We start from the raw sequence: 25,138 nt of genomic DNA on the forward strand, positions 1-25,138 counted from the left end.
AAGTAGCCGCGTTGTGAAGCGCCTTCTTATTCATCACCCAATTATTGGTCGCCCTTGAGCTGGACCTCGGCGGGGCGCGGGTACTGCGACACGGTGGGCGCCAGCGGCAGCCACAGCACCGACGCGAGGCCGACGCCGCCCTGGTCGTTGGGCTCGCCATCGCGCAGTTCGATGTCGCCTTCGTTGCGCCGGGCATAGGCGCGTGCGATGCCCAGACCCAGGCCGGAACCGGAGGAGGTCACCGGCTTGTCCATGCCCACGCGCTCGAAACGCGTGAATGCGCGCGTGCGCATAACGGGCTCCAGGCCGGGCCCGTTGTCGGATACGGAGACCTGGACGCGGCTGTCGGTGCGGCACACGGAAACCGTGATGCGCGCGCCGATGGGTGCGTAATGGATGGCGTTGTGCACGAGATTGGACAGGGCCTCGTGCAGTTCGGCCTCGTTGCCGGACACCGGCACCGGCGTGTCCTGGCCGTCTTCCGGGTCGGCCTGCACCCAGCCCAGGTCCTGCTGCTTTTCGTGCGCCAGCGGCAGGTACTGCAGCACGACTTCGCGCGACACGGCGTTCATGTCGAGCAATTGGCGCGGGGTTTGGCCGGCCTGGTGGGCGTGCGCCAGAGACAGCAGCTGCTCGGTCAGCCGGCGCGTGCGCCCGAGCTGGTCGACGATGGCGCGCAGTCCTTCGCGCACCCGCGTAGGATCGCGTTCCCGCAGGGTGTACTGGGCCTGCGTCAACATGATGGCGAGCGGCGTGCGCAATTGATGCGAGGCGTCGGCAAGGAAGTTGGATTGTTCGTCCAGCACCCGCCGGTAGCGGGCAATGTGGTGATTGACGGCTTCGACGAGCGGTGCGACTTCGCTGGGTACGCGCGAGGCGTCCAGCGGCGTCAGGTCGTCGGGCCGGCGTGCGCGGATGTCGGCCTGCAGCCGGCGCAGCGGCTTCAGGGCCCAGGACACGCCCCACCAGACCAGCAGCACGACCAGCGCCAGCATCCGCGAATCGCGCAGGATTTCCTGGCGCCGCGCGTTGTTCTCGGCCTCGATGCGCTTGCCGGTGCTTTCGGCCACGACGACGAGCACCTGGCGATGCTGGCCCTGGTAATAGAGATCCCGCACGACCGACACGACGCGCACGGGGTCGTTGCGGTACACGCTGTCGTAGAAGATGGGTTGGCCGTTGGACCGGGGCCAGGACGGCGGGCGCGGCATCTCCGGCATGCCGAGCAGCGTCTTGCCCTGCGCCGGCGGCACGGCCGCACCGTCGGGCAGGGGCGGATCGATTTCCTCGATGCGGAAATACTTGCGCAGGCCCGCCCGCGATTCGAGCATGACCTGCGCGTACAGCGGCGTGGCCACCTGCAAGTTGCCGTCGGGCGTGAATTCCAGGCTGCTTTCCAGCACGCGCGCTGGTTCGACCAAGGCGCTGTCGTAGGCTTCGTTGGTGATCTCGGCCAGGGTGCGGTAGTCGTTCAGGCTGTCGATAACGAGCAGCACCACCACGCCGGGCAGCAGCAGAATGATGAGAAGCGCGCGGATGCCGACGCGCGGCAGTCCGGGTATCCGCAGGCTCACTTAGGGTTCCGCGGACTCGCTGGCGACGCTTTCCAGCATGTAGCCCAGCCCGCGCACGGTCACGATGCGCACGTCGCTGCCGGCCAGCTTCTTGCGCAGGCGGTGCAGCACGACCTCGATGGCGTCCGGATTGGCTTCGCTGTCGTGCGTGAAGACCTTGCCGAACAACTGCGACTTATCCACCGGATAGCCGCTGCGCGTCAGCAGCGCCGCCAGGGCGGCGTGTTCGCGCGGAGTCAGGAACAGCAGCGATCCATCCAGCGTGAACGCACGGCTTTCGCTGTCGTAGGACAGGGAGCCGCATTGCAGGCGCGGATGCTGGCGGCCGCGGCTGCGGCGCACAAGCGCCGTCAGACGGGCTTCGAGTTCTTCGAGCGCGAAGGGTTTGGTCAGGAAGTCGTCGGCGCCGAGATTCAGGCCGCGCACGCGATCCTGCAGCGCGCCCTGCGCGGTCAGGAGCAGGACGGGCGTGCGGTCGTCGCGGTTGCGCATTTCTCGGAGGACGACGAGGCCATGCTTGTCGGGCAGGCGCAAGTCCATGACGATGGCATCGTATTCGGTGCCCGCCATGAAGGCTTCGGCCGTGCGCGCGTCTGCCGCGTGATCGGGCACGAATCCGCTCTGGGCGAGCGCGCGCATCAGCCAGGACGCCATGTCCCGTTCGTCTTCAACCAACAATATGCGCATGACCGTCCGTTCCTTCGGGCAAATTCTCTGCTGCCCGCTGACCATGCACCCGTTGGCGCAGGTAGCGGGTCTCGTGATGGCGCCGAAAGAGGATAGCCGACAACTCGTTCAACGCCTGGGTATAGACGTCTCGCTTGAACTCGATGACAGCATCCAGCGGAACCCAGTACTGGCTCCAGCGCCAGGCGTCGAATTCCGGATGCTGCGTCGCGCGCAAGCAAACATCACTGTCACGTCCCACCAGGCGCAACAAGAACCAAATCTGTTTTTGTCCTTTATAGTGGCCACGCCACTCACGCCGGACAAAGTGATCGGGCACGTTATAACGTAACCAATCGCGTGTACGCCCCAAAATACGGACATGCTCGGGCTTCAGGCCCACTTCTTCATGGAGTTCGCGATACATGGCCTGCACCGGGCTTTCGCCATACTTGATGCCGCCCTGGGGGAACTGCCACGCATGTTCCCTGATACGCTTGCCCCAAAAGACCTCGTTTCTAGTGTTGACGAGAATGATGCCGACATTGGGGCGGTAGCCTTCGCGGTCAAGCATGGGCCACCCCCACCGAATTCAATACAATTACGGTCGATTATACGTATCTGCTGCCACCTTTAAACATGCGCGCATCCAACTACCACATCAACACCCTCAAAGAAGCCCCGTCCGAAGCGGAAGTCGCCAGCCACCAGCTGATGACCCGCGCCGGGATGATCCGCAAGCTCGCGGGCGGCATCTACACCTACATGCCGCTGGGCCTGAAGGTCATCCGCAAGGTCGAGGCGATCATCCGCGAAGAAATGAACGCGGCGGGCGCCATCGAATTGCTGATGCCCGTGGTGCAGCCGGCCGAACTCTGGCAGGAATCCGGCCGCTGGGAGCAATACGGCGCCGAACTGCTGCGCATCAAGGATCGGCACCAGCGCGATTTCGTGCTGCAGCCGACGTCCGAGGAAGTCATCACGGACATCGCGCGCAATGAAATCCACAGCTACCGCCAGTTGCCGCTGAACTTCTATCACATTCAGACCAAGTTCCGGGACGAGCGCCGTCCGCGCTTCGGCCTGATGCGCGGACGCGAGTTCACGATGAAGGATGCGTACTCCTTCGACCGCGACGAAGCCGGCGCCCAGCAGAGCTACGACACCATGTTCGCCGCCTACATGCGCATCTTCGGCCGCCTGGGCCTGGAGTTCCGCGCGGTGGCGGCCGACACGGGCTCCATCGGCGGCACGCGCAGCCACGAGTTCCAGGTGATCGCCGACACGGGCGAAGACCTGCTGGTCTACAACGCAGACTCGGACTACGCCGCCAACATCGAGTTGGCCGAGGCGCCCAGCCTGTACCCGATCCGCGCGGCCGCCGCCCAGGCGATGGAAGACGTTGCGACGCCCGGCGCCGCCAAGTGCGAGGACGTGGCCAAGCTGCTGGGCATTGCGCTGGAACGCACGATCAAGTCGATCGTCCTGGCGACCGATGGCGAAAAGGGCAAGGTCGACATCTGGCTGCTCCTGCTGCGCGGCGACCATGAACTGAATGAAATCAAGGCGGGCAAGCTGCCGGGCCTGGCGGGCTTCCGCTTTGCCACCGAAACCGAGATCGTCGAGCACTTCGGCTGCAAGCCCGGCTACCTGGGCCCGGTCAAGACGGCCAAGCCGGTCCACGTGATCGCCGACCGCACCGTGGCCAACATGGCCGATTTCGTGTGCGGCGCCAACCGCGAAGATTTCCACACCCAGGGCGTGAACTGGGGCCGCGACCTGCCCGAGCCCGAACTCGTTGCCGACCTGCGCAACGTGGTCGCCGGAGACCCCTCGCCCGACGGCAAGGGCACGCTGTCGATCCAGCGCGGCATCGAAGTGGGCCACGTCTTCTACCTGGGCAAGAAATACTCCGAAGCCCTGAAGGCCACGTTCCTGGATGAAACCGGCAAGCCGGCCGTGCTGGAAATGGGCTGCTACGGCATCGGCGTGACCCGCATCGTGGGCGCCGCCATCGAGCAGAACCACGACGCGCGCGGCATCATCTGGCCCCGTGCGCTCGCGCCGTTCGAGGTCGTGATCTGCCCGGTGGGCTGGGGCAAAAGTGAAACGGTGCGTGACACCGCCCAAAAGCTCTATGAATCCCTGCTGGCGCGCGGCGTCGATGTGGTGCTGGACGACCGTGATGCCCGTCCCGGCGTCATGTTTGCCGAGTGGGAATTGATCGGTGCGCCGCTGCGTGTAACAGTTGGAGAACGCGGCCTGAACGATGGTGTGGTGGAATTGCAGGCCCGTCGGGAAACCGAAGCGGCCAAGATTCCGGTAGAGTCCGCGCTTGAGGCCGTGCTGACCAAGCTCGACACGCTCTAACCCTATAGTTGCTACGGACTTCCCGCGTCCCGATCTGCACCATCATCATTTGAGTAACGTGACCGACCCGAAGTCCGCCGAATCCACCCTGCAAGTCCGCGTCTACTATGAAGACACGGATGCCGGCGGGGTGGTTTTCTACGCCAACTACTTGAAATTCCTGGAGCGGGCCCGCACCGAATGGCTGCGGGACCTTGGCGTCAACCAGTCCGGACTGGCCGCCAGCGAGCAACGGCTGTTCGTTGTCCGCGCCTTGGACATGTCCTACCGCAAACCGGCCAGACTGGACGATTTGCTTACCATACGCAGCCGAGTCACCAAACTGGGCCGCGCTTCGATACACTTCGCGCAGCGCGCGGAGCGCAACGGGGAACTGCTTGCCGAAGGCAACATCCAAGTCTGTTGCGTCGATGCCGTTCACATGCGGCCGGCGGAGTTGCCGGCTGACATTCGCGCAAAACTGGAATTCATTCAGGAATAACCATGCAAGTCACCAACGACATGTCGTTGCTTTCGCTGATTTCGCACGCCAGCGTGCCGGTCCAGCTGATCATGCTGATGCTGTTGGGCATCTCGATCATGTCCTGGACCTATATCTTCGCCAAGCGCATGGCCATCAAACGGGCGCATGACCAGACGCGCCGCTTCGAAGACGACTTCTGGTCGGGCGGCGACCTGTCGATGCTGCAACAGGCCGTGGCCTCGCGCCGCGACGAGCAAGGCGCCCTTGCCCGCATCTTCGATGCCGGCATGACCGAATTCCTGAAGGCCCGCCGCGGGAACGCCAGCGGCGACGCCACGGCCGTGCTGGACGGTCCGCGCCGTGCAATGCGCGCCGCTTACCAGCGCGAAATGGACTCGCTGGAATCCCATCTCAACTTCCTGGCGTCCGCCGGCTCGGTGTCCCCGTACATCGGCCTGCTGGGCACGGTCTGGGGCATCATGCACGCCTTCATCGGCCTGTCGAACATGCAGCAGGCCACGCTGGCCTCGGTGGCCCCAGGCATTGCCGAGGCGCTGATCGCCACCGCGATCGGCCTGTTCGCCGCCATCCCGGCCGTGGTTGCCTACAACCGCTTCACGAATGACATCGACCGCATTTCGATCCGCTTCGACAGCTTCGTCGATGAATTCCTGAACATTCTGCAACGGCAGGTGCGCTAATGCCCTCGGTGAGCTCGCGCGGCAGGTCCGGCCGCCGCATGAAGGCCGACATCAACGTGGTGCCGTACATCGACGTCATGCTGGTGCTGCTGGTCATCTTCATGGTGACCGCGCCCCTGATCACGCCCGGGCTGATCCAGCTTCCGTCGGTGGGCGCCGCCTCCGACGTGCCGGTCAAGCCCCTGGAAGTCCAGATTTCAGAAGACGGCAAGATCGCGCTGCGCATGCGCGAAGCCGGCGCCACCATGCAGGACATCGCGCGCACCGAACTGGTCGCGCAAGTGCGTTCGCGCATTACCGCGGAAACGCCAGTGGTGATCGCCGCCGACGGCAAGGTGCCCTACGAGACGGTCGTGAAGGTCATGGACGAGCTGCGCACCAACGGCATCACCCGCCTGGGCCTGCTGGTGGACCAGTCCGGCGCCGCCTCCCAGCCCGCCACCGCCAAGAAACGCTAACGCGCCGCCCTTTGCCGGCCCGGCCGGCATGCACCGCACATGACGCCACCCATAATTCGACACCGCAGCGGCCCGCCGGCCACCCCGCCCAACAACGACAACCGGAATTCGATGATTCTGGCTGTGGCGGTGCACCTGCTGCTGCTGGTTGCCCTGATCTTTGGCGTGAACTGGCATACCGAGAACCCTGGCCCCGTCCAGGTGCAACTCTGGGCAGACGGCAATTCGCCCGTCTCGCCGCCGCCCACGCCGCAACCCGAACCGCCCAAGCCGCAACCCAAGCCCCAGCCCGAGCCGGAGCCGGAAAAGACGCCCGAGCCGCCTCCTCCGCCGCCCCCGCCGCCGCCGCCCGAGCCCGAACCGCAGGTTCAGGCCAAGACCGAGGAAGTCGATCCCGAGATCGCCATCCAGGAAGCCAAGAAGAAGCGCGAGCAGGAAGAGAAGGCACGCGAAGCCGCCGAGGCCGCCAAAGAAAAGGCGCGCCTCGAGGAAGAGCGCAAGCAGGCCGAACTGAAGGAAAAGAAACGCCTCGAGCAAGAACGCCAGGCCGCCGAGAAGGCCGCGGCTGAAAAGGCTGCCGCCCAAAAGGCGGCCGCCGAGAAAGCTGCCGCCGAGAAGGCCGCTGAGAAAGCCGCCGCTGAGAAAGCCGCCGCTGAAAAGGCCGCTGCTGAGAAGGCGACTGCCGAGAAGAAGGCCAAGGAAGACGCCGCCAAGAAGGCGGCTGCTGAGAAGGCCGCCACCGAAAAGGCCGCTGCCGAGAAGGCCGCTGCTGAGAAGGCGGCTGCGGAAAAGGCTGCCGCCGAGAAGGCTGCGGCTGCCAAAAAGGCTGCCGCCGACAAGGCGCTGAAGGACGCGTTCCGCAACGACGCCCTAGGCGCAGCCGGCATTCCTGGCGGCACCGCCGACCGCAACCAGGCTGGCGGCGGACGCGACAGCGGCTATGGCGCCAAGGTCCGCGCCTGCGTGCAACCCGGGGTGGCGTATCCGCCCCCGCCCCGCAGCGGCTCGGGGAATCCGACCGCGCAATACCGGGTACAGTTAGGTTCTGACGGGAAGGTGAATGGCGTTACGTTGACCAGTTCTTCTGGCAACTCCGGTTTCGACCGCGCGGTCGAGACGGGTATCCGCCGTTGCAATCCTTTCCCGAAGCCCTCGACGGGCCGCTACGAACCCATTATTGACGTTGTCTACAGAATGTATGACTGACAGGAGATTGACGAACATGACTCCCGCTTATAGTCGACGAGTACCCACTCTCGCGCTCTGGAGAGCGTATGGAATCGGACTGCTGATGGTGGCGCTTGCCTGCCTGATGGCCATGAAGCCCGCCCACGCACAGCTGCGTGTCGACATCTCCGGCACCGGCGCCACCCAATATCCGGTGGCCATCGCCGACTTCGCCGTTGACGACACCCACGGCCGCGCGCTGGCCGAAGTCATCCGCGCCGACCTCACCCGCACCGGCCAGTTCCGCCTGATCAACGCAGCCGGCTCCGGCCTGAACGTCGATTCCCCGATCGCCCACGACGATTGGCGCGGCAAGGGCGCCGACTTCATCGCCTACGGCAGCATCACCCGCGGGGCTGATGGCCGCTACGACGTGCGCTACCGCCTGGCCGACACGGTCAAGAAGTCGCAACTGGACGGCGTGGCCTTCTCGGGCACCGAGCAGGAACTGCGCCGCGTGGCCCACCAGATCGCCGACCGCATCTACGAAAAGATCACCGGCGTTCGCGGCGTGTTCTCGACCCGTATCGCGTACGTGCTGAAGAAAGGCTCCACCTACGAACTGCAGGTGGCTGACGCCGACGGCCAGAATCCGCAGGTTGCCCTGCGCTCGCGCGAGCCGATCATTTCGCCGTCCTGGTCGCCCGATGGCGCCAAGCTGGCCTACGTGAGCTTCGAGTCCGGCAAGCCCGTCGTCTACGTGCACACGCTGGCCACCAGCGCCCGCGCACCGGTCGCCAACTTCAAGGGCAACAACAGCGCCCCCGGTTGGTCGCCTGATGGCAGCAAGCTCGCCGTGGCCCTGACGCGTGACGGTTTGTCGCAAATTTACGTCGTTAATGCGGCCGATGGCTCGAATCCGAGCCGAGTTACGCGTTCTCCCGGGATTGACACCGAGCCGAGCTTTACGCCCGACGGCGCTTCCATTATCTTTACGAGTGACCGCAGCGGCGGGCCGCAAATCTATCAGACCGGCTCGACAGGCGGCGAAGCACGCCGTCTCACGTTTAATGGTGGTTACAACATTTCACCCCGAATTTCCCCCGATGGATCGACGCTGCTGTACGTTGCAAGACGAGACGGCGCGTTTCGAATCGCATCCCTGAACTTGTCCACTGGTTCCGAAGCATTGCTGACTGATGGTCGTGACGATCAGTCTCCCAGCTTTGCGCCCAACGGCATGCAAGTGCTCTACGCCGCCATCCAAAATGGCCGTAGCGTGCTTGCAGGCGTGTCGAGCGATGGACGCGTACGACAGACGCTTTCGGTACTGAACGGGGAAATACGTGAACCGACTTGGGGCCCATTCATTACCCGATAACACGTGTGACTCTCTTTGCAAAGGAACTATCATGAAGTCGCGCATTGCCAAAAGCCTAACCATCGCCGCTCTGGCTGCCGCCCTGGCAGCTTGCAGCTCCGTCCCTCTCGACGATAAAGCGGGTCAGGGTGGAGGCGCTGGCCAAGGATCTTCGGCCTCTGGCCAAATCCTTGATCCTTTCAACCCCCAAAGCATCCTGGCGCAACAGCGCTCGGTGTACTTTGATTTCGACAGCTACACCGTGTCGGACCAATACCGTGGCCTGGTCGAAACCCATGCCAAGTACCTGGCCTCGCACCAACAGCAAAAGATCAAGATCGAAGGCAACACCGACGAACGCGGCGGTGCTGAGTACAACCTGGCCCTCGGCCAGCGTCGTGCCGACGCCGTGCGTCGCATGATGACCCTGCTGGGCGTCAGCGACAACCAGATCGAAACCATCAGCTTCGGCAAGGAAAAGCCGCGCTCGACGGGTACGACTGAAGCCGACTTTGCCGAAAACCGCCGCGCCGATATCAACTATCTGCGTTAAGCTTTTCGCTTAGTCTGGAGCCCTACCTCGCGTCGGGACGGCCAGCCGGCCGTCCCGACGTTTGTTTTTATACCCGGGAATATTCATGCGCGATTACGTTCTGTCCCTGCGTCCCCTGATTGTGGCCACTGGCCTGGCGCTTGCCGCCCTTACGGCCCCCGCTCACGCTTTTTCCGACGATGAAGCCCGCAAGGCCATCCTGGATTTGCGCCAGCAGGTGCAGCAGCAGAACGAGCAAAGCCAACGCGCCAAGCTGCAACTGGCCGACCAGATCCAGTCGTTGCAGCAGGAAATCGCCCAACTGCGCGACCAGCTTGAACTGGTGTCGCGCCAGCAACCGAGCGCCAAGCCGGGCACCGCGCCGGGCAGCGCCAATCCCCCGGGCGCCTCCGCCGGCGATCCCCAGGAACAGACTGCCTATGACGGCGCGATGGACCTGTTCCGCAAGGGCCAATACAAGGAGGCGGCCGAATCGCTCGCCGCCTTTACCGCGCTCTATCCCAACAGCCAGCTTGCGCCCAGCGCCCAGTTCTACCAGGGCAGCAGCCGCTATGCACTGAAGGACTTCAAGGGCACCATCGAGCAACTGAACGCCATGGTCCAGAAGTCGCCGGATAACGCCCGTGCGCCCGACGCGCTGCTGATCATTGCCGGCAGCCAGATCGAACTGAACAACCGCGCCGGCGCCAAGACCACCTTGCAGCGCATCGTGCGCGACTACCCGACCACGCCGGCCGCCACCACGGCCAAGAGCCGGCTGCAACTGCTGCAGTAATGCGGCACGCCGCAAGCGCGGCAGGCGCTTACCGCCACATTCTTCGCCGCCGGGCGGGGCTTATCGCCCTGCTGCTGGCGGCGATTCTGTTTGCGCTGCTGATCGATTTCACCGTGGGCCCGTCCGGCCTGCCCTGGCGCGCGCTCTGGCAGACGCTGGTCGGGCCGGCCGACGCCGATCCGACCTACCGCGTGATCGTCTGGGACATCCGCCTGCCGTCCGCGCTGATGGCCGCGTTGGTGGGCATGGCGCTGGGCCTTGCGGGCGCCGAGATGCAGACGATCCTGAACAATCCCCTCGCCAGCCCGTTCACCCTGGGCGTGTCGTCGGCGGCGGCGTTTGGCGCGTCGCTGGCGATCGTGCTTCAGTTCGGGCTGCCGGGCATTCCCGCCGGCTGGCTGATTGCCGCCAACGCTTTCCTGTTTGCCCTGCTGGCGGCACTGCTGCTCGATGCGGTGGCCCGGTGGGGCGGCATGAATACCTCTGGCGTCGTGCTGTTCGGCATCGCCATGGTGTTCACCTTCAATGCGCTGGTGTCGCTGGTGCAGTTCACCGCCAGCGCCGAAGCCTTGCAGAACCTGGTGTTCTGGACGATGGGCAGCCTGGCGCGTTCAAGCTGGACGACCGTGGGCGTGCTGGCGCTGGCGTTCGCGGTGGCGCTGCCGCTGGCCATGCGGCAATCCTGGAAGCTGACCGCCTTGCGATTGGGCGAGGACCGCGCCGCGAGCTTCGGTGTGGACGTGCGCCGCGTGCGGGTGTCGGCGCTGGCGCGCGTGAGCCTGCTGTCCGCGCTGGCCGTGGCCTTTGTCGGGACCATCGGCTTCATCGGGCTGGTGGCGCCGCACATTGCACGCCGGCTGTTCGGCGAGGACCACCGTTTTTATCTGCCGGGCAGCGCCCTGGTGGGCGCGGTGATCCTGTCGCTGGCGTCCATCGCGTCCAAGAATCTGATGCCGGGCGTGGTCGTGCCCGTGGGCATCGTGACCGCATTGGTCGGCATTCCGTTCTTCGTTTCCGTCGTGCTGCGCAGGCAATTGCCATGACAGCATCGGCACATTCGACCAAATCTTCCGGACTGGCGGTGCACGCGCTGACGGCCGGCTACGGGCGCGAGGACGTCCTGCACGACCTGTCTATCCCTGCGCTTGCCGCGGGCGAGGTGACGGCACTGCTCGGTCCTAATGGAAGCGGCAAGTCGACATTGCTGAAGGCGTTGGCGGGCCTGGTTCGGCCCCGGACGGGAAGCGCCGCGCTGGACGGCCTGGACCTGACCCGGCTGGACCACGGCGAGCGCGCGCGCCACGTGGTGTATCTGCCCCAGAGCCTTCCCGCGGCGGTGCACCTGCGAGTGTTCGAGTCGGTGCTGGTGGCGGCGCGCGCCAGCGACGCGGCGGCGGGTCCCGTGGATCTGCAGGCCATCGACCAACTGCTGGCGCGGCTGGGCATCGCGCATCTGGCACTGCACTACCTGGACGCGCTGTCCGGCGGGCAGAAACAACTGGTGGGCCTGGCGCAGGCGCTGATCCGCCACCCGCGCGTGCTGCTGCTGGACGAGCCGCTATCGGCTCTGGATTTGAACTACCAGTTCCACGTCATGCGTCTGCTTCGCCAGGAGACGCGCGAGCATGGCCTCATCAGCCTGATCGTTCTGCACGACCTGAACGTGGCCCTGCAGCATGCGGACCAGGCAGTAATGATTCACGAGGGACGTCTGCACGCCGCGGGCGCGCCGGCGGACGTCATTACGCCGGATTCCCTGGCGGCCGTCTATGGCGTGGAGGCGCGGGTGGAGCCGTGCTCGCAAGGCCGGCGGCAGGTGCTGATCGACGGACTGCAGGCGCACCCCGGCTGACAGGGGCGGGCCGGGAGTTCAGGCCCGCAGCGCCACGTCCGCGACCGGCGCGCCGGTCATGTCCGCCAACTGGGCCGGCGACAGGTTGAACACGGTGTGCGGATGGCCGGCGGCCGCCCACAGACTTTCGTAATTGAAGAGATCCGCGTCCAGCAGCATCACGGGCTTGACCGCGTGGCCGATGGGGCAGACGCCGCCGATGGCGTAGCCGGTCATGTCGCGCACGAAACGCGCATCGGCCTTGGCCAGCGGGCCGACCTGCGCGGCCACCTTGGCTTCGTCAACGCGATTGGCGCCGCTGGCAATGACGAGCACCGGCGCGTCGTCGGTGGCGCGGCGAAAGATGATGGACTTGGCGATCTGGGCGACTTCGCAGCCCAGGCCCGCAGCCGCTTCCGCCGAGGTCTTGCCCGACTGGGGCAGCACCACGACGGGTTTGTCGTGCCCCATGTCCACCAGCAGGCGCGCAACGCGCTGGGCGGATTCCGGCAAAGCGGCGATGGATTCTGGCGACATCGTTAAGAACTCCGTTCAAGAAAACAGGCGCGGGCGGACTTGCGCCGGCGCGCCGCAGACGAGTGTATCAGCGTCCGGCACGCCCGCCGCAGCGCTGTGCCGGGCTAGAATGCGGGCCTGGCTCCACGTCCCGATCTCCATGCGTTCCGAACCCGTTCTGCCCCTTCAAACCGCGTCCGTCGGCGGTTACGCCATGTCCTACACCGAGTACGGCAGCGGCACGCCACTGGTGCTGGTGCATGGCTCGCTGTCCGACGCCCGCTACTGGAAGTCGCAGATGGCGCCACTGGGGCGTTCGTTCCGGGTGCTGGCCGTGTGCCTGCGCCGGTATTGGCCCGAAACCTGGGACGGCGAAGGCGGCGGCTTTTCGGTCGAGCAGCACGCCAGCGACGTGCTCGAATTCATCGACACGGTGGCCGGTGGCCCGGCCCATCTGGTGGGCCATTCGCGCGGCGGCCGCGTCGCACTGGAAGCCGCGCTGCGTCAGCCCGACTCGCTGCGCAGTCTTACCCTTGCCGACCCCGGCCTGCCGTTGCCGGGTTGCAGAGATGAACGCGGCGGCTTTCGCCAGCGCGCCCTGACGCTCATCCGGCAAGGTGACATCGAAGAAGGGCTGGCCCTGTTCGTGGATACCGTGACCGGACCCGACACCTGGCAGCGCATGGTGCCGTGGTTCAAGGAGATGGTGCGTGACAACGTGGGCACGCTCTTCGGTCAGGTGGACGAGCAGCCTGACACCTTGACGCCCGGGCAGATCGGCAGCCTGACGATGCCGGTCCTGCTGATCGGCGGCGCGCTCAGCCCGGCGCCCTATCCGGCCGTGCTGGACGCGCTGGCGCAGTGGCTGCCGCAAGCCCGGCGTGTGGACATCGTGGGTTCCTCGCACGGCATGAACCTGGGCAATCCGCGCGCCTTCAATGGCGCCGTCCAGGAATTCATCGGCGGCTGATTCGCGATCCCGTCAGGGTTCGACAGACGGGGTGTGCTTCAAGCGGCGCAGCACAAAGGTGGAGCGGCTGTGCCGCACGCCGCGCAACTTGTACAGACGCTTGCGCAGGAATTCCTCGTAGCCCTCCGTTCCCGCCACGGCGACCTTGATGAGGTAGTCGTACTCGCCCGTCACCAGAAACGCCTCGACGACTTCAGGCAGGCGGCTGATCTCTTCGCCAAAGCGCGCCAGCGTATCGTCGTCGTGGTGCTCCAGCGTGACCTCGATCATCACCGTGTCCGGAAGCCCCAGCGCCTTCTGGTTCAGCAAGGCCGCATAGCCTTCGATAACGCCCGCCTCTTCCAACGCCTTGACGCGGTTCCAGCACGGGGTGGGTGACAGGCCAACCGTTTCGGCCAGCTTCAGGTTCGTCAGCCGCCCGTCCGCGCGCAGCGCGCGCAGGATCTTGCGGTCGGTTTCGTCGAGTTTGGGCAATGTGGGCATTGTTGGCGACATATGAAGACAGAATCCCTGCAAAGCCGGATTCTACAGAAATAAGATTCTTCATATCACGGCAAACGGGCGTGAATCAGGAAACCTATTCTGCGCGTGGACACGTAGACTTTCCCCAAGGCGCGCACCTATCCCACGCGTCCCGATTCGGCGCTCTTGCTGCGGCACAACCCGGCAGGCGCGCCGGCAGTTCCCACGCAGCACGCCCGCGCGCCGATCCGCGCGGCTGGAAATCATGCCCAACGCAGCAGCACCCGCAAAACCTGGTCTCGGCCTGTCCGGCGCCGTCATGCTCTTCAGCGCGCCGGCGCTATTTGCCTCGAACATGGTGGCGGCCCGCTGGGCCCACGACGCCAACCTTCCCCCCGTTTTCCTCGCGTTCGGCCGCTGGCTGATCGCCCTCCTGATCCTGCTGCCCTTTGCGCTTCCCGCCTTGCGCGCCCATCGCCGGGCGCTGTGGCGCGGCTTGCCGGCGTTGCTGCCACTGGCCGTGCTGGGGATGGGCGTGGCGGTGGCGCCGCAATACATCGGCGCGCAAACCACCAGCGCCACCAACATCGCGCTGATCTTTTCATGCAGCCCGTTGCTGGTGACGCTGCTGGAAGCGGTGATCTGGCGCAAGCCGCTGTCCGCGCCGCGCGCGGCCGGCCTGGCGCTGGCGCTGGGCGGCGTATTGGTGGTGCTGACACGCGGCGACGTCAACGTGCTGGCCCGGCTGGCGTTCGGCCAGGGCGACCTGTGGGTGCTGCTGGCGGCCACCGGTTGGGCGTTCTACACGGTGCTGCAAAAGCGCCTGACCCTGCCGGCGGTGCCCGACAGCGCACGGTTGGCGACGATGATGCTGGGCGGTGCACTGGCGCTGGCGCCGTTTGCGGGCATTGAAGCGGCCGCCGGCATGGCGCCCCCCTGGACGGACCCGCGCTTGGCGGCGGTGCTGATGTTTCTGGCGGTGGTGCCGAGCCTGGGCGCCTATTACGTGTACGGCCGGCTCATCGGTCTGGCCGGTCCGGCGACCGCGGGCCTGTCGATGTTTCTGGTGCCGGTCTACGCGGCGCTGCTGGCATGGCCGCTGCTAGGCGAGGCGCCGCAGCTATTTCATGCGTATGGCTTTGCGATGATCCTGCTGGGCGTGAAGCTGGCCGCGTCGCGGTTGCGCCCGGCGGCGGCCGCAGCCGCCGCCTGAAGCACCGCGATCAGCGGCCCGCGCCCTGGGCCGCCATGATTTCCTGCGCCACCTGGCGAGGCGCTTCGGCGTAGTGCTTGAACTCCATCGTGTACGTCGCGCGGCCCTGCGTCAGCGACCGCAGCGACGTCGAATAGCCGAACATCTCGGCCAGCGGCACTTCGGCGCGCACGACCTTGCCGCCGCCGCCCGCGATGTCTTCCATGCCCTGCACCATGCCCCGGCGCGACGACAGGTCGCCCATGACGTTGCCGGTGAAGTCCTCGGGCGTCTCGACCTCGACTTGCATCATGGGTTCCAGCAGCACCGGATCGGCGCGCCGCATGCCTTCCTTGAATGCCATCGAGCCGGCCATCTTGAAGGCGTTTTCGTTCGAGTCGACGTCGTGGTACGAGCCGAAGAACAGCGTCGCCTTCACGTCCACGACGGGATACCCCGCCAGCACGCCGGCATTGAGCGCTTCGCGGATGCCCTTGTCCACCGCCGGAATGAACTCGCGCGGCACGACACCGCCCTTGATGGCGTCGACGAACTCATAGCCCTTGCCCGCTTCTTGCGGTTCGAGCTTGAGCACCACGTGGCCATATTGCCCGCGGCCGCCCGACTGCTTGACGAACTTGCCCTCGATCTCGTTGCAGGTCTTGCGGATGGTCTCGCGGTACGCCACCTGCGGCTTGCCCACCGTGGCTTCCACGTTGAATTCGCGCTTCATGCGGTCGACCAGGATCTCCAGGTGCAACTCGCCCATGCCGGAGATGATGGTCTGACCGGATTCCTCGTCGGTGCGCACGCGGAACGACGGGTCTTCCTGCGCCAGGCGGCCCAGCGCGATACCCATCTTTTCCTGGTCGGCCTTGGTCTTGGGCTCGACGGCTTGCGAGATGACGGGCTCGGGAAAGACCATGCGTTCTAGGATGATGATGTGCGACGGGTCGGTCAGCGTGTCGCCGGTGGTGACGTCCTTGATGCCCACGGCCGCGGCGATGTCGCCTGCGTAGACTTCGGTGATCTCGCGGCGCTCGTTGGCGTGCATCTGCAGGATGCGGCCGAGGCGTTCCTTCTTTTCCTTGATCGGGTTGTAGACCGAGTCGCCGGATTTCACCACGCCGGAATACACACGGAAGAACACGAGCTGACCGACAAACGGATCGGTCATGATCTTGAAGGCGAGCGCGGAGAACGGCTCGTTGTCGGTCGGATGGCGCTCGATTTCGTTGTCGCGCTGGTCATGGCCCTTGATGGCGGGAACGTCCACCGGCGACGGCATGTAGTCGATGACTGCATCCAGCATCGCCTGCACGCCCTTGTTCTTGAAGGCGCTGCCGCACAGCATCGGCACGATCTCGTTGGCGATCGTGCGGGCACGCAGGCCTTCCTTGATTTCCGCTTCGGTCAGGGGTTCGCCGGACAGGTATTTTTCAAGCAGAGTTTCATTGGCCTCGGCGGCCTTTTCCACCATCTTGTCGTGCCATTCCTGCGCCTGGTCCTGCATCGCCGCGGGGATGTCCACGTACTGGAACTTCACGCCCTGGCTGGCGTCGTCCCAGATGATGCCTTTCATCTTGACGAGGTCTATCACGCCTTCAAAGTGATCTTCGGCGCCGATCGGCAACTGGATGGGCACGGCATCGCCCTTCAGGCGTTCGGCGATCTGGCGCTGCACGCGCAGAAAGTCCGCGCCGACGCGGTCCATCTTGTTGACGAAGGCCAGGCGCGGCACCTTGTACTTATTGGCCTGGCGCCAGACGGTCTCGGACTGCGGCTGCACGCCGCCCACGGCGTCATAGACCATGACGGCGCCGTCCAGCACGCGCATGGAACGTTCGACTTCGATGGTGAAGTCGACGTGGCCCGGCGTGTCGATGATGTTGATGCGGTGTTCGGGGTAGTTGCCCGCCATGCCTTTCCAGAAGGCAGTGGTGGCGGCCGACGTGATGGTGATGCCGCGTTCCTGCTCCTGCTCCATCCAGTCCATCACTGCGGCGCCGTCATGGACTTCGCCGATCTTGTGGGTGATGCCGGTATAAAAGAGGATGCGCTCGGTGGTCGTCGTTTTGCCTGCATCAATATGGGCGCTGATGCCGATATTGCGATAAAGCTCGATGCGCGTCTTGCGGGTCATGGCCTCTTCCTACGGTTGGATGAAGATGCGTAAATATTACGCGCCGTGCGGCAAGATACAAGCCTGAAACGGGCTTCCGAAGGGTCTTTGCGATGGCAATGAGTTTGACCCTGCCATACCAACGTATAGGCGAATGCGTGGAGCATAAAAAAGCCCCTCCGAGGAGGGGCCGTGGCGCATGCAGCGGCGCGCGACGCGCACCACTTTGGCGCGCAATTACTTCTTGTCTTCCTTGACGCGGTAGACCAGCACGGCGGTGCTGGCCAGCGACAGCACCTTGGCGGTGACGCTGCCCAGCAGCAGGCGCGACAGGCCGCTACGGCCGTGGCTGCCGATGAAGACCAGGTCGCAGCCGGCGTCGGTGGCGGCCTGGACGATGCCGTCGGCGACATTGAAGTTGGACACGGCACGCGCATCGGCTTTGACGCCGGCAGTGTCAGCGCGGTCGATGATCTGCTTGAGGTACTTGTCGGCTTGCTCGGCGGAGGCCTTTTCGTAGTCTTCGTCGGTGATGGCATAGGCCGCGGCCATGCCGTCAAAACCGATGGTGGCCGCGAACGGCTGCGTCACGTAGAGGGCGACGACTTCGGCGCCAACCGAACGCGCGAAGCAGATACCTGCGTTGGCGGCTTGCGCCGAGAGCGGGGAACCGTCGGTGGGAATCAGGATCTTCTTGAACATCTTGCCTGCTCCTGTTTTAAAGGAATCTTTATGCTACCGGAAAGCCGCCGGGTCCACATCCGTCGAACCGGCGGCCTTGACGAGGGTCAAGGCCGGGTTTATCCCAACTGCTGGGCAGCCGCGAACAGGTTCGTGCAGCGGGTGCCGGTGCGGCAGTATGCCAGGACCGGGCCCGGCAGGGTGCGCAGCAGTTCCGCGAAACGCGCAACGTCGGCGGACGTCATGGCGCTGCCCACGACGGGCTGGTATTCGATCTGCAGGCCGGCTTCCTGCGCGGCGCGCGACACGTCGGCGGCGGTGGGCTGGTCAGGGCCACCCTCGAAATCGGGGCGGTTGATGATGACGCTCTTGTAGCCGGCGGCGGCCACGTCGGCCATGTCGTCGGGACCCAGTTGCGGGGCGACGGCAAAGTTCTGGGTAAGAGGCTTGATGGGTGCGGACATGACGGTTCCTTCGGTGACTAGGCGATGTGGCTTGGAATTATTGATTGTAGGACCCGTTTTGCGCGAAAAGTTTTTCCAGCTCGGCCCAGATTCCCCGATGGTCGGCAACGGATACCGAAAAGCGCAGCATGGTGGACGGCGCCTGCGTCGGCGAAAACAAGGTGCCGGGCGCCAGCAGCAGGCCGCGGTCAGCAGCTTCGCGCGCCAGCACCTCCGAATCGCGTCCGCAATCGGCCCAGACGAACATGCCGCCATGCGGCTCGTGCGGGATGGTCAGTCCCAGTTTCAGCAGCCCCTTCATGCAACGCTGGCGCGCGTCGTCGACCCGGTGCCGCACGCGCTCGATGTGGCGCCGGTACTGCCCTTCCATAAGCACCCGGTGCACGACGCGCTCGCCGAGTTCGGGTGAAGTCAACCCCGCCAGCATCTTCAGGTCGGCCAGCTTCTGCAGCAGTTCGGGGTTGGCCGCCACATAGCCGACGCGCAGGCTGGCCGCCAGCATCTTGGAATAGCCGCTCACAAAGATGACGCGGTTCAGCCGGTCCAGCGCAGCAAGCTTGATGGCGCCCCCCGGATGCAGCTCGCCGTAGGTATCGTCTTCGACCACCATGAAGTCGTGGCGCTCCGCGATGCGCAGGATGCCGTAGGCCGCCCCCGCGGACAGCGTGTGGCCGGTGGGATTGTGGACCGAGCCATTGATGATGAAGAGTTTGGGCTTGTGCTGCGCGGCCAGTTGCTCAAGCAGGTCGAGATCGGGGCCGTCCGGCCCGCGCGGCACGCCGATCAGGCGGGCGCCAAAGGCCGCCAGCCGGCCGAAGATCACGAACCAGGCCGGGTCTTCAACCAGGACGGTATCGCCCGGCTTGACCAGATGACGCGCAATGAGGTCCAGCCCGTGGGTGACGCCGTTGGTCGTGAGCAGGTTGAGCTCGGGATGGGCGGGCACGCCCTCGTTCTGCAGGATCGCGGCGATCTGCTGGCGCAGCGGCGCGAAGCCCTGGGGGCTGCCGTAGCTGACGAGGTTGGCGCGCACCGAGCGGCCCACGGCGCGCACGGCCCCCGCCACCATCTCCGGATCCAGCCAGTCCGCCGGCAACAGGCCCGCGCCGCCCGGCATGCCGGGCGCGGTGGATTCCCGGAACATGCTGCGCAACAGCCATGCAATGTCGACCCGCGCGGGCGGCGCGAGTGTGCTGGGCGCGGCCGCGGCCACCGCCGTCAGCGGGCCGCTGCGTGCCTTCACGAAAAAGCCCGCGCCCCGGCGAGACTGCACCAGCCCGCGCGCCACGAGGCGGTCATAGGCTTCGACGACGGTGAAACGGCTGACGCCCGACTGTTCGGCCATCTTGCGGATGGACGGCAGGCGCGTGCCGGGCCGCAGGCCTTGCTCGTCGATTCGGCGGGCCAGACCATCGGCCAGTTGCGCCACCAGGGTGGCATCGGCCTGGCGCACGGGCTGCCAAGGCAAGGAAGATGGGGGGGAGTGAGCAACTGTCATGGAGATTTGACCAGGCCAGTGATTAAAGTGACTGCGGAGGTGTACCGGTACTGTACTGATGACTGTGCGTAGAGTGACAGCAATGCCGCAAACCTGCAACCGCAGACGTCGCGGCCATGTCACTTTTTACGGTGCCGTCATGTCCCGTCCCGCGCTTTATGCCACGCCTTCGGCCGCCTCCGCCTCCTCGCCTTCCCTATGGGAGGGCTACGGCTACGGTTTCCTGGGCGTGCTGGTGTTTTCACTTACGCTGCCGATGACCCGCGTGGCGGTGGCCGAGTTGTCGCCCTTGATGGTCGGGTTGGGCCGCGCGCTGATCGCCGCCCTGCCCGCCATCGCCCTGCTGTGGTTGACGCGAAGCCGCCAGCCGAACCGGCAGGAGTGGCCCGGCGTGATCCTGGCCGCGCTGGGCATCGTGGTGGGGTGGCCGCTGGCCTCGTCGATGGGGATGCAGACGGTGCCTTCCGCGCAAGGCGCCGTATTCAACGGCCTGCTGCCGCTGTCGACCGCCGCGTTTGCGGCCCTGCGCAGCGGCGAGCGTCCGTCGGCCGCCTTCTGGGGCTGGGCCGTTGCTGGCGCCGCGCTGGTCACCGCCTACGCGCTGCGCCAGGGCGAAGGCACGCTGACGGCCGGCTACCTGTGGCTGCTAGTGGCCGTGGTGCTGGGCGGAATGGGGTACGCCGAGGGCGCGCGGGCCTCGCGCACGCTGGGCGGTTGGCGCACAATATGTTGGGCGCTGACCATCAGCGCACCGGTGGTTGCCCTGCCCGTCGGCTGGATGGCGGCGCAGCAGCCCCATTGGCCCAGTTCCGATGTGGTTGCCGCCTGCGCCTACCTGGCTTTCGGCTCAATGTTCCTGGGATTTTTCGCCTGGTATCGCGGCCTGGCCGCCGGCGGAATTGCCCGGGTGGGACAAGTGCAATTGCTGCAACCCTTCCTTACCGTCGTGGCCGCTGCTTTGCTGTTTGGCGAAAAAGTGGAGGCGACGACGTTCGTGTTTGCCGCTGCCGTGATCGCCGTTATTGCCGGCGGACGCCGCGCCATCGTAAGGACCCCGACATGAACCTGTTTCCCGCCAATTGGGCCGACGTCCCGCTGGCCTCGCTTTCGCTCCTGGGTCCGCTGGCGCTATTTGCACTGGTCAGTTCGATCACGCCCGGCCCCAATAACGTGATGCTGGCATCGTCCGGCCTGAACTTCGGATTCCGGCGCAGCGTGCCGCATCTGCTGGGCGTGAACCTGGGCTTCACGCTGATGATCTTTCTGGTCGGCGTCGGGCTCGGGTCGGTGTTCCAGCAGACGCCCGTCCTCTACACCGTCCTGAAGTACGCCGGCGCGGCCTATCTGCTTTACCTCGCCTGGAAGATCGCCAACTCGGGGCCGCTGGACGAGGGCGAAGCGCGCGGCAAGCCGTTCACGTTCCTGCAGGCCGCCGCCTTCCAGTGGGTCAATCCCAAGGCCTGGGTGATGGCCGTGGGCGTGGTGGCCACCTACACCCCGCAAAACGGGTTCTTCGCCAACCTGGTGATCGCGACCCTGGTCTGCGGCATCGTCAACCTGCCCAGCATCGGCATCTGGGTGACATTCGGCACGGCTCTGCGACGCGTGCTGCACCGGCCCGCCGCGATCCGCGCATTCAATGTAGGCATGGCGCTGCTGCTTGTGGCCTCGCTGTATCCGGTCGCGCTGGAACTGCTGCACTGAAGCGATCAGGCCAGCAGCCCCACCACGACGGCCGGCGTGACCAGCACGTTGAACAGGCCCGCCATGACCATCACCAGGCCCGCGACCGCGCCCTCTTCGGCAGCCAGCTCGCGGGCCTTTGCCGTGCCCGCCCCATGCGCGCCCATCCCGAATAGCGCGCCGCGCGCCAGCGCCGAACGCAGCGGCAGCCAGCGGCACATGAGCTGGCCGATGGCTGCGCCGAAGACGCCTGTGACGATGACGAAGACCGCCGTCAGGTCGGGCACGCCGCCCACGTGAGAAGACACCGCGATGGCGAACGGGGTAGCGACCGAGCGCGGCAGCAGGCTGAGCCGCAGGTCCGGCGGCAAGTCCAGCAGGCTGCCCAGCAGCCATGCGCTGACGCCCGCGATGCCGCTACCCACAGCCACGCCCGCGGCCAATACCGGCCAGTAGCGCCGGATCAGCGCCCGCTGCTCGTAAAGCGGCAGCGCGAACGCCACGATGACCGGGCCAAGCATGGCCATCAGCCAGTGCGAGCCGGCCATGTAGTCGCGATAGCCGGTATGCAGCAGGATGGCTAGCGTCAGCAGCAACGCGGGCGCGACAACCAGCGTGGACGTCCACCAATAGGCAAAGCGGCGGTAGAACAGGCGCGCGCAGACATACGCGGCGACGGTGGCGGCCGGCCAGAACAGCAGGTTGAATTCAGGCTGCATGGCGATTCATCCAGCGATAGCAAAGGTCAATCGTCAGTGCCGTGCCGGCCATGACAAGCGCCGTGCCCAGCAGGATCACGGCCAGCAATTTCACGCCCAGCACGCCCAGAAATTCGCGGTGGTCCAAAAGCGACATGACCGCCGGCACGAAGAAGAGCAGCATTTCGCCCAGCAGCCAGCTCGCGCCCCGCTGCACGTTGCGCACACGCAGCCGCCGCGTCGCCAAGAGGATGAGCACCAGCGCCATCCCGATGACCCCGCCCGGCACGGGCAGGCCCGAAGCCTGCGCCACCGCCTGGCCCAGCAGAGAAAAAAGAACGATCAATGCAATCTGCAGCAGACGGCTGCGGCGCAGCGCGCTGCGCAGGAGAACGGAATGGCGAAAACGGAGCATGAGACGAAAATCCAGCGGCAAGTCCTCGTTTTACGCCCTGCGCAGGCATAGATAAAATGAATTCGATGAATCTCACTTATTCCAAATTGGCATAGCAATGGAATTACGTACGCTGCGCGCGCTGGTCGAGGTCGTCAGGCAAGGCGGTTTCTCCCAGGCGGCCAAAGTGGTCCATGCCACCCAGCCCACGATCAGCAAGGCAGTGCGGCAGCTGGAGGACGAGCTGGGCATGCCCTTGCTGGACCGGCAGGCGCAGCCGCTGCGGCTGACCGTCGCGGGCGAGATCGTGTACCGGCGCGCCGTGAACATGCTGGCCGAACGCGACGACCTGAACGCCGAGCTCGACGACCTGAAGGGCCTGAAACGGGGCGTGTTGCGCCTGGGACTGCCGCCGCTGGGCAGCAGTTCGCTGTTTGCGCCGATGTTCGCGCGCTTTCGCAGCCGCTATCCGCGCATCGAGATCAGCCTGGTCGAACACGGCAGCCGAAGGCTTGAAGAGATGGTGATGGCCGGCGAAATCGAGCTGGCGGGATCGCTCAAGCCCGTGCCGGACCACTTCGAATGGCAGCCCGTCGCGCGCGAACCGCTGGTCGCGCTGATGCCCGCGGACCACCCGCAGGCCCGCGCCAAGTCGGTGGGGCTGCACGACCTGCGCGACTCGCCCTTCGTGCTGTTCGAAACGGGGTTTGCCCTGAACCGCATCATCCACGACGCGTGCCAGCGCGCGGGCTTCGTCCCCACCATCGCCGCGCGCAGCGGCCAGATCGATTTCATCGTAGCGCTGGTGGCCGCCGGACTGGGCGTGGCCTTCCTGCCGCGCATGAAGGCCAACGAGGAACTGCATGCGGGCGTGGCTCGCGTGCCTTTGCGCGATTCAGGGACGGATTGGGAAATGGTCCTGGTGTGGCGCCGTGGCGGATATCTGTCGTATGCGGCGCAGGCATGGCTGGCGTTGACGCGCGAGGTCCACCCCGGCTCGGCCTGACGCCTGCTGCGCCCGGTCCGGCCCGCCATCGGCAGAAATCGGGACAAACTTACGGCGGCCGCGCCGGAGTATGCTGATGCCGGAACCCGGCCCGACTTGCCGGGTCAGACCATTCATGCCCGCCCTGCCCCGATTCTCCGCCCGCCGGCTATTAGCCGCCTCTCTGCTCGTCGCCGCCGGCGTGGTCGGCTGCACTCAGCTCGATTCCTGGCAGCGTCAGACCATTTTTTCGCCGCAGTCCGAACCGCAATCCTGGTGGCGGGATCCTGCCGCAGGAACGCAGGTCTACGACCTGACGCTCGACAACGGCGACAAGGTGCGCGCCTGGTACCTGGCCAGCCCCAAGAAGGGCGCGCCCACCGTGCTGTACCTGCACGGCGCGCGCTGGAACCTGAACGGCAGCGCATTCCGCATCGACGGTTGGAGCCGCATGGGGTATTCCATGCTGGCGATCGATTACCGCGGATTTGGCGCGTCCACGCCGCGCCTGCCGTCCGAAGAAAGCGCGCTGCTGGACGCCATGGCGGGTCTGAAGGAGTTGGCGCGGCTGCAGCCGGACCCGGCGCGCCGCTTCGTCTATGGTCACAGTTTGGGCGGCGCGATCGCCATCGACCTGGCTTCGCGCCCGGAACAGCCAGACTTTGCGGGCCTGATCGTGGAATCCAGCTTCACCAGCATCGGCGCGATGCTGTCCACGCTGCGATGGGGCAATGTCCCCGGCGCCAGCCTGCTGGTCACGCAGCCATTCGCATCGGTGGACAAGCTGGCGCAGTTGCACACGCCCATGCTGTTCATGCACGGCACCGCGGACCGCGTGGTGCCTCACACCATGAGCGACGAACTCTTTGCCGCCGCGCGCAACGTGTCGCCGGACTTGAAGCGGCTGGTGAAAATAGAAGGCGCCTCGCATTCGGGCGCCTTCCGCAGCGGCACGCAGTACGAAACCGCGGTCAGGACCTTCATGCAGGACGCCAGCCAGGCGTACGAGCGCAAGAAGGGTTGAGGCGTCAGGCGCCGGCGGCGGCGGCGCCGTTCCGGCGGGTCAGCCACGCGATCACGCGGGGACGGCTGCGGTCGTACGCCAGGTTGTAGAAGAATGCGTAGGGCAGATAGAACAGCACCAGCGCGATGTCCAGCACGAAGGCTTCCCACAGGCTGATGTTGAGCCACCAGGCCGCCAGCGGGATCACAATCAGGATCAGGCCCAGCTCAAAACCGAACGCATGCAGCACGCGGATGCGGAAGGTGCGGGTCCAGCCCAGACGGTTTTCGACGCGGTCAAAGCCGGCGTTGTAGATCATGTTCCAGACCAGCGCGATCCAGGCGATGACTGCGGTCAGCACGCCCATTTCGAATAGCGACTTGCCCATGGCCCATGCTGCCACGGGCGCACACAGGCCGATGGCGATGATTTCAAACAGAAAGGCGTGGATGAAACGTTCTTTGAGGGTTTTCTTGGCTTGGGTCATGACCCACCTGCGGTCGATTGCTGTGAAGTGACCGCATTGTCCGCGACATTTCCGTTACGAAAAAG

28 protein-coding genes are annotated in these 25,138 nt (G+C 65.6%); 16 read left to right on the forward strand and 12 right to left on the reverse strand.

Annotated features, from left to right (window positions below; all coding sequences use genetic code 11):
• Nucleotides 1–41: 41 nt before the first annotated feature.
• From ASD71_RS12900 to ASD71_RS12910, 3 genes are read right to left on the reverse strand one after another with little or no spacing between them, the layout of a single operon-like run.
• Nucleotides 42–1,574 carry a sensor histidine kinase gene (locus ASD71_RS12900; protein ID WP_200949393.1) on the reverse strand — a complete coding sequence of 511 codons (1,533 nt, stop codon included), beginning with the start codon at nt 1,572–1,574 and terminating at the stop codon, nt 42–44.
• The gene (locus ASD71_RS12905; protein ID WP_056327910.1) at nt 1,575–2,261 is read right to left on the reverse strand and encodes a response regulator; all 687 of its coding nucleotides are present in this window, start codon (nt 2,259–2,261) and stop codon (nt 1,575–1,577) included.
• Nucleotides 2,242–2,814 (reverse strand): RNA pyrophosphohydrolase, encoded by a 573-nt coding sequence (locus ASD71_RS12910; RefSeq protein ID WP_056327909.1) that lies wholly within the window; start codon nt 2,812–2,814, stop codon nt 2,242–2,244. Before ASD71_RS12910 ends, ASD71_RS12905 begins: the two co-directional genes overlap by 20 nt.
• A 65-nt stretch (nt 2,815–2,879) precedes the next feature.
• Here ASD71_RS12910 and ASD71_RS12915 point away from each other — a divergent pair, with 65 nt between their 5' ends.
• The 10 genes from ASD71_RS12915 (at nt 2,880) to ASD71_RS12960 (ending at nt 11,939) form a co-directional block, all read left to right on the forward strand.
• Nucleotides 2,880–4,610 (forward strand): proline--tRNA ligase, encoded by a 1,731-nt coding sequence (locus ASD71_RS12915; RefSeq protein WP_056564205.1) that lies wholly within the window; start codon nt 2,880–2,882, stop codon nt 4,608–4,610.
• Nucleotides 4,611–4,668: 58 nt separating this feature from the next.
• Nucleotides 4,669–5,091, forward strand: a complete 423-nt coding sequence (gene ybgC, locus ASD71_RS12920; RefSeq protein WP_056564208.1) for a tol-pal system-associated acyl-CoA thioesterase — start codon at nt 4,669–4,671, stop codon at nt 5,089–5,091.
• Nucleotides 5,092–5,093: 2 nt separating this feature from the next.
• Nucleotides 5,094–5,774 (forward strand): protein TolQ, encoded by a 681-nt coding sequence (gene tolQ / locus ASD71_RS12925; protein ID WP_056564211.1) that lies wholly within the window; start codon nt 5,094–5,096, stop codon nt 5,772–5,774.
• Complete coding sequence (tolR, locus tag ASD71_RS12930; protein ID WP_056564214.1) at nt 5,774–6,232, forward strand: protein TolR; 459 nt, start codon at nt 5,774–5,776, stop codon at nt 6,230–6,232. Before tolQ ends, tolR begins: the two co-directional genes overlap by 1 nt.
• Nucleotides 6,233–6,271: 39 nt before the next feature.
• Nucleotides 6,272–7,438 (forward strand): cell envelope integrity protein TolA, encoded by a 1,167-nt coding sequence (tolA, locus tag ASD71_RS12935; protein WP_056564217.1) that lies wholly within the window; start codon nt 6,272–6,274, stop codon nt 7,436–7,438.
• A gap of 16 nt (nt 7,439–7,454) precedes the next feature.
• On the forward strand, nt 7,455–8,780 hold the full coding sequence (gene tolB / locus ASD71_RS12940; RefSeq protein WP_056564220.1) for a Tol-Pal system beta propeller repeat protein TolB: 1,326 nt from the start codon (nt 7,455–7,457) through the stop codon (nt 8,778–8,780).
• 31 nt (nt 8,781–8,811) lie between these two features.
• Nucleotides 8,812–9,312 carry a peptidoglycan-associated lipoprotein Pal gene (gene pal, locus ASD71_RS12945; protein ID WP_056564223.1) on the forward strand — a complete coding sequence of 167 codons (501 nt, stop codon included), beginning with the start codon at nt 8,812–8,814 and terminating at the stop codon, nt 9,310–9,312.
• 85 nt (nt 9,313–9,397) lie between these two features.
• The gene (gene ybgF / locus ASD71_RS12950) at nt 9,398–10,087 is read left to right on the forward strand and encodes a tol-pal system protein YbgF (RefSeq protein WP_056564227.1); all 690 of its coding nucleotides are present in this window, start codon (nt 9,398–9,400) and stop codon (nt 10,085–10,087) included.
• Nucleotides 10,087–11,130, forward strand: coding sequence for an iron ABC transporter permease (locus ASD71_RS12955; protein WP_056564230.1), 1,044 nt, complete (start codon nt 10,087–10,089; stop codon nt 11,128–11,130). The genes ybgF and ASD71_RS12955 overlap by 1 nt, the downstream gene beginning before the upstream one ends.
• Entirely contained in the window at nt 11,127–11,939 is an 813-nt protein-coding gene (locus tag ASD71_RS12960) for an ABC transporter ATP-binding protein (RefSeq protein ID WP_056564233.1), read from the forward strand. Before ASD71_RS12955 ends, ASD71_RS12960 begins: the two co-directional genes overlap by 4 nt.
• A gap of 18 nt (nt 11,940–11,957) precedes the next feature.
• On the opposite strand, the gene ASD71_RS12965 is transcribed toward ASD71_RS12960, so the two are convergent.
• A complete protein-coding gene (locus ASD71_RS12965) occupies nt 11,958–12,455 on the reverse strand; it encodes a YbaK/EbsC family protein (protein WP_056564234.1) in 498 nt (165 codons plus the stop codon).
• Nucleotides 12,456–12,594: 139 nt separating this feature from the next.
• Here ASD71_RS12965 and ASD71_RS12970 point away from each other — a divergent pair, with 139 nt between their 5' ends.
• Entirely contained in the window at nt 12,595–13,404 is an 810-nt protein-coding gene (locus tag ASD71_RS12970) for an alpha/beta fold hydrolase (RefSeq protein WP_056566867.1), read from the forward strand.
• Between the two features lie 12 nt (nt 13,405–13,416).
• Here ASD71_RS12970 and ASD71_RS12975 read toward each other — a convergent pair whose 3' ends face one another.
• Nucleotides 13,417–13,887, reverse strand: coding sequence for an Lrp/AsnC family transcriptional regulator (locus tag ASD71_RS12975; RefSeq protein ID WP_056564235.1), 471 nt, complete (start codon nt 13,885–13,887; stop codon nt 13,417–13,419).
• 244 nt (nt 13,888–14,131) lie between these two features.
• Here ASD71_RS12975 and ASD71_RS12980 point away from each other — a divergent pair, with 244 nt between their 5' ends.
• Entirely contained in the window at nt 14,132–15,079 is a 948-nt protein-coding gene (locus ASD71_RS12980; protein WP_235512124.1) for a DMT family transporter, read from the forward strand.
• Nucleotides 15,080–15,089: 10 nt separating this feature from the next.
• On the opposite strand, the gene fusA is transcribed toward ASD71_RS12980, so the two are convergent.
• The 4 genes from fusA to ASD71_RS13000 form a co-directional block, all read right to left on the reverse strand.
• Nucleotides 15,090–17,201, reverse strand: coding sequence for an elongation factor G (gene fusA / locus ASD71_RS12985; protein WP_056564237.1), 2,112 nt, complete (start codon nt 17,199–17,201; stop codon nt 15,090–15,092).
• Nucleotides 17,202–17,417: 216 nt separating this feature from the next.
• Nucleotides 17,418–17,882 (reverse strand): universal stress protein, encoded by a 465-nt coding sequence (locus tag ASD71_RS12990; protein ID WP_056564240.1) that lies wholly within the window; start codon nt 17,880–17,882, stop codon nt 17,418–17,420.
• A gap of 98 nt (nt 17,883–17,980) precedes the next feature.
• Nucleotides 17,981–18,325, reverse strand: a complete 345-nt coding sequence (locus tag ASD71_RS12995) for a TIGR01244 family sulfur transferase (protein ID WP_056564244.1) — start codon at nt 18,323–18,325, stop codon at nt 17,981–17,983.
• Nucleotides 18,326–18,362: 37 nt separating this feature from the next.
• Nucleotides 18,363–19,778 carry a PLP-dependent aminotransferase family protein gene (locus tag ASD71_RS13000; protein ID WP_156395203.1) on the reverse strand — a complete coding sequence of 472 codons (1,416 nt, stop codon included), beginning with the start codon at nt 19,776–19,778 and terminating at the stop codon, nt 18,363–18,365.
• Between the two features lie 184 nt (nt 19,779–19,962).
• Here ASD71_RS13000 and ASD71_RS13005 point away from each other — a divergent pair, with 184 nt between their 5' ends.
• Together ASD71_RS13005 and ASD71_RS13010 are read left to right on the forward strand one after the other, a co-directional pair.
• Entirely contained in the window at nt 19,963–20,886 is a 924-nt protein-coding gene (locus ASD71_RS13005) for a DMT family transporter (RefSeq protein WP_056564248.1), read from the forward strand.
• Nucleotides 20,883–21,527 carry a LysE family translocator gene (locus ASD71_RS13010; protein WP_056564249.1) on the forward strand — a complete coding sequence of 215 codons (645 nt, stop codon included), beginning with the start codon at nt 20,883–20,885 and terminating at the stop codon, nt 21,525–21,527. The genes ASD71_RS13005 and ASD71_RS13010 overlap by 4 nt, the downstream gene beginning before the upstream one ends.
• Before the next feature lie 5 nt (nt 21,528–21,532).
• Here ASD71_RS13010 and ASD71_RS13015 read toward each other — a convergent pair whose 3' ends face one another.
• Complete coding sequence (locus ASD71_RS13015) at nt 21,533–22,225, reverse strand: LrgB family protein (protein WP_056564250.1); 693 nt, start codon at nt 22,223–22,225, stop codon at nt 21,533–21,535.
• Nucleotides 22,215–22,619: a CidA/LrgA family protein gene (locus tag ASD71_RS13020; protein ID WP_056564251.1), complete on the reverse strand. Its 405-nt coding sequence runs from the start codon at nt 22,617–22,619 to the stop codon at nt 22,215–22,217. The genes ASD71_RS13015 and ASD71_RS13020 overlap by 11 nt, the downstream gene beginning before the upstream one ends.
• A gap of 97 nt (nt 22,620–22,716) precedes the next feature.
• Here ASD71_RS13020 and ASD71_RS13025 point away from each other — a divergent pair, with 97 nt between their 5' ends.
• Nucleotides 22,717–23,604 (forward strand): LysR family transcriptional regulator, encoded by an 888-nt coding sequence (locus tag ASD71_RS13025; RefSeq protein WP_056564254.1) that lies wholly within the window; start codon nt 22,717–22,719, stop codon nt 23,602–23,604.
• Between the two features lie 115 nt (nt 23,605–23,719).
• A complete protein-coding gene (locus tag ASD71_RS13030) occupies nt 23,720–24,607 on the forward strand; it encodes an alpha/beta hydrolase (RefSeq protein ID WP_056564257.1) in 888 nt (295 codons plus the stop codon).
• 4 nt (nt 24,608–24,611) lie between these two features.
• Here ASD71_RS13030 and ASD71_RS13035 read toward each other — a convergent pair whose 3' ends face one another.
• The gene (locus tag ASD71_RS13035; protein WP_056564259.1) at nt 24,612–25,073 is read right to left on the reverse strand and encodes a multidrug/biocide efflux PACE transporter; all 462 of its coding nucleotides are present in this window, start codon (nt 25,071–25,073) and stop codon (nt 24,612–24,614) included.
• Between the last annotated feature and the right edge of the window lie 65 nt (nt 25,074–25,138).

The sequence above is a fragment of the Achromobacter sp. Root565 genome, from assembly GCF_001427425.1.
GTDB lineage: Bacteria > Pseudomonadota > Gammaproteobacteria > Burkholderiales > Burkholderiaceae_B > Achromobacter > Achromobacter spanius_D.

Excerpts from the sequence above, each read along its gene's own strand:
- pal (WP_056564223.1), top strand. The coding sequence starts at position 8,812 with ATGAAGTCGCGCATTGCCAAAAGCCTAACCATCGCCGCTCTGGCTGCC.
- ASD71_RS12960 (WP_056564233.1), top strand. The coding sequence starts at position 11,127 with ATGACAGCATCGGCACATTCGACCAAATCTTCCGGACTGGCGGTGCAC.
- tolQ (WP_056564211.1), top strand. The coding sequence starts at position 5,094 with ATGCAAGTCACCAACGACATGTCGTTGCTTTCGCTGATTTCGCACGCC.
- ASD71_RS12975 (WP_056564235.1), bottom strand. The coding sequence starts at position 13,887 with ATGCCCACATTGCCCAAACTCGACGAAACCGACCGCAAGATCCTGCGC.
- ASD71_RS12905 (WP_056327910.1), bottom strand. The coding sequence starts at position 2,261 with ATGCGCATATTGTTGGTTGAAGACGAACGGGACATGGCGTCCTGGCTG.
- ASD71_RS13025 (WP_056564254.1), top strand. The coding sequence starts at position 22,717 with ATGGAATTACGTACGCTGCGCGCGCTGGTCGAGGTCGTCAGGCAAGGC.
- ybgF (WP_056564227.1), top strand. The coding sequence starts at position 9,398 with ATGCGCGATTACGTTCTGTCCCTGCGTCCCCTGATTGTGGCCACTGGC.
- ASD71_RS12965 (WP_056564234.1), bottom strand. The coding sequence starts at position 12,455 with ATGTCGCCAGAATCCATCGCCGCTTTGCCGGAATCCGCCCAGCGCGTT.
- ASD71_RS13010 (WP_056564249.1), top strand. The coding sequence starts at position 20,883 with ATGAACCTGTTTCCCGCCAATTGGGCCGACGTCCCGCTGGCCTCGCTT.
- tolA (WP_056564217.1), top strand. The coding sequence starts at position 6,272 with ATGACGCCACCCATAATTCGACACCGCAGCGGCCCGCCGGCCACCCCG.
- ASD71_RS12915 (WP_056564205.1), top strand. The coding sequence starts at position 2,880 with ATGCGCGCATCCAACTACCACATCAACACCCTCAAAGAAGCCCCGTCC.
- ASD71_RS12910 (WP_056327909.1), bottom strand. The coding sequence starts at position 2,814 with ATGCTTGACCGCGAAGGCTACCGCCCCAATGTCGGCATCATTCTCGTC.
- ASD71_RS13015 (WP_056564250.1), bottom strand. The coding sequence starts at position 22,225 with ATGCAGCCTGAATTCAACCTGCTGTTCTGGCCGGCCGCCACCGTCGCC.
- ASD71_RS13035 (WP_056564259.1), bottom strand. The coding sequence starts at position 25,073 with ATGACCCAAGCCAAGAAAACCCTCAAAGAACGTTTCATCCACGCCTTT.
- ASD71_RS13005 (WP_056564248.1), top strand. The coding sequence starts at position 19,963 with ATGTCCCGTCCCGCGCTTTATGCCACGCCTTCGGCCGCCTCCGCCTCC.
- tolB (WP_056564220.1), top strand. The coding sequence starts at position 7,455 with ATGACTCCCGCTTATAGTCGACGAGTACCCACTCTCGCGCTCTGGAGA.
- ASD71_RS12995 (WP_056564244.1), bottom strand. The coding sequence starts at position 18,325 with ATGTCCGCACCCATCAAGCCTCTTACCCAGAACTTTGCCGTCGCCCCG.
- ASD71_RS12990 (WP_056564240.1), bottom strand. The coding sequence starts at position 17,882 with ATGTTCAAGAAGATCCTGATTCCCACCGACGGTTCCCCGCTCTCGGCG.
- ASD71_RS12970 (WP_056566867.1), top strand. The coding sequence starts at position 12,595 with ATGCGTTCCGAACCCGTTCTGCCCCTTCAAACCGCGTCCGTCGGCGGT.
- ASD71_RS13020 (WP_056564251.1), bottom strand. The coding sequence starts at position 22,619 with ATGCTCCGTTTTCGCCATTCCGTTCTCCTGCGCAGCGCGCTGCGCCGC.
- ASD71_RS12955 (WP_056564230.1), top strand. The coding sequence starts at position 10,087 with ATGCGGCACGCCGCAAGCGCGGCAGGCGCTTACCGCCACATTCTTCGC.
- tolR (WP_056564214.1), top strand. The coding sequence starts at position 5,774 with ATGCCCTCGGTGAGCTCGCGCGGCAGGTCCGGCCGCCGCATGAAGGCC.
- ASD71_RS12980 (WP_235512124.1), top strand. The coding sequence starts at position 14,132 with ATGCCCAACGCAGCAGCACCCGCAAAACCTGGTCTCGGCCTGTCCGGC.
- ASD71_RS13030 (WP_056564257.1), top strand. The coding sequence starts at position 23,720 with ATGCCCGCCCTGCCCCGATTCTCCGCCCGCCGGCTATTAGCCGCCTCT.
- fusA (WP_056564237.1), bottom strand. The coding sequence starts at position 17,201 with ATGACCCGCAAGACGCGCATCGAGCTTTATCGCAATATCGGCATCAGC.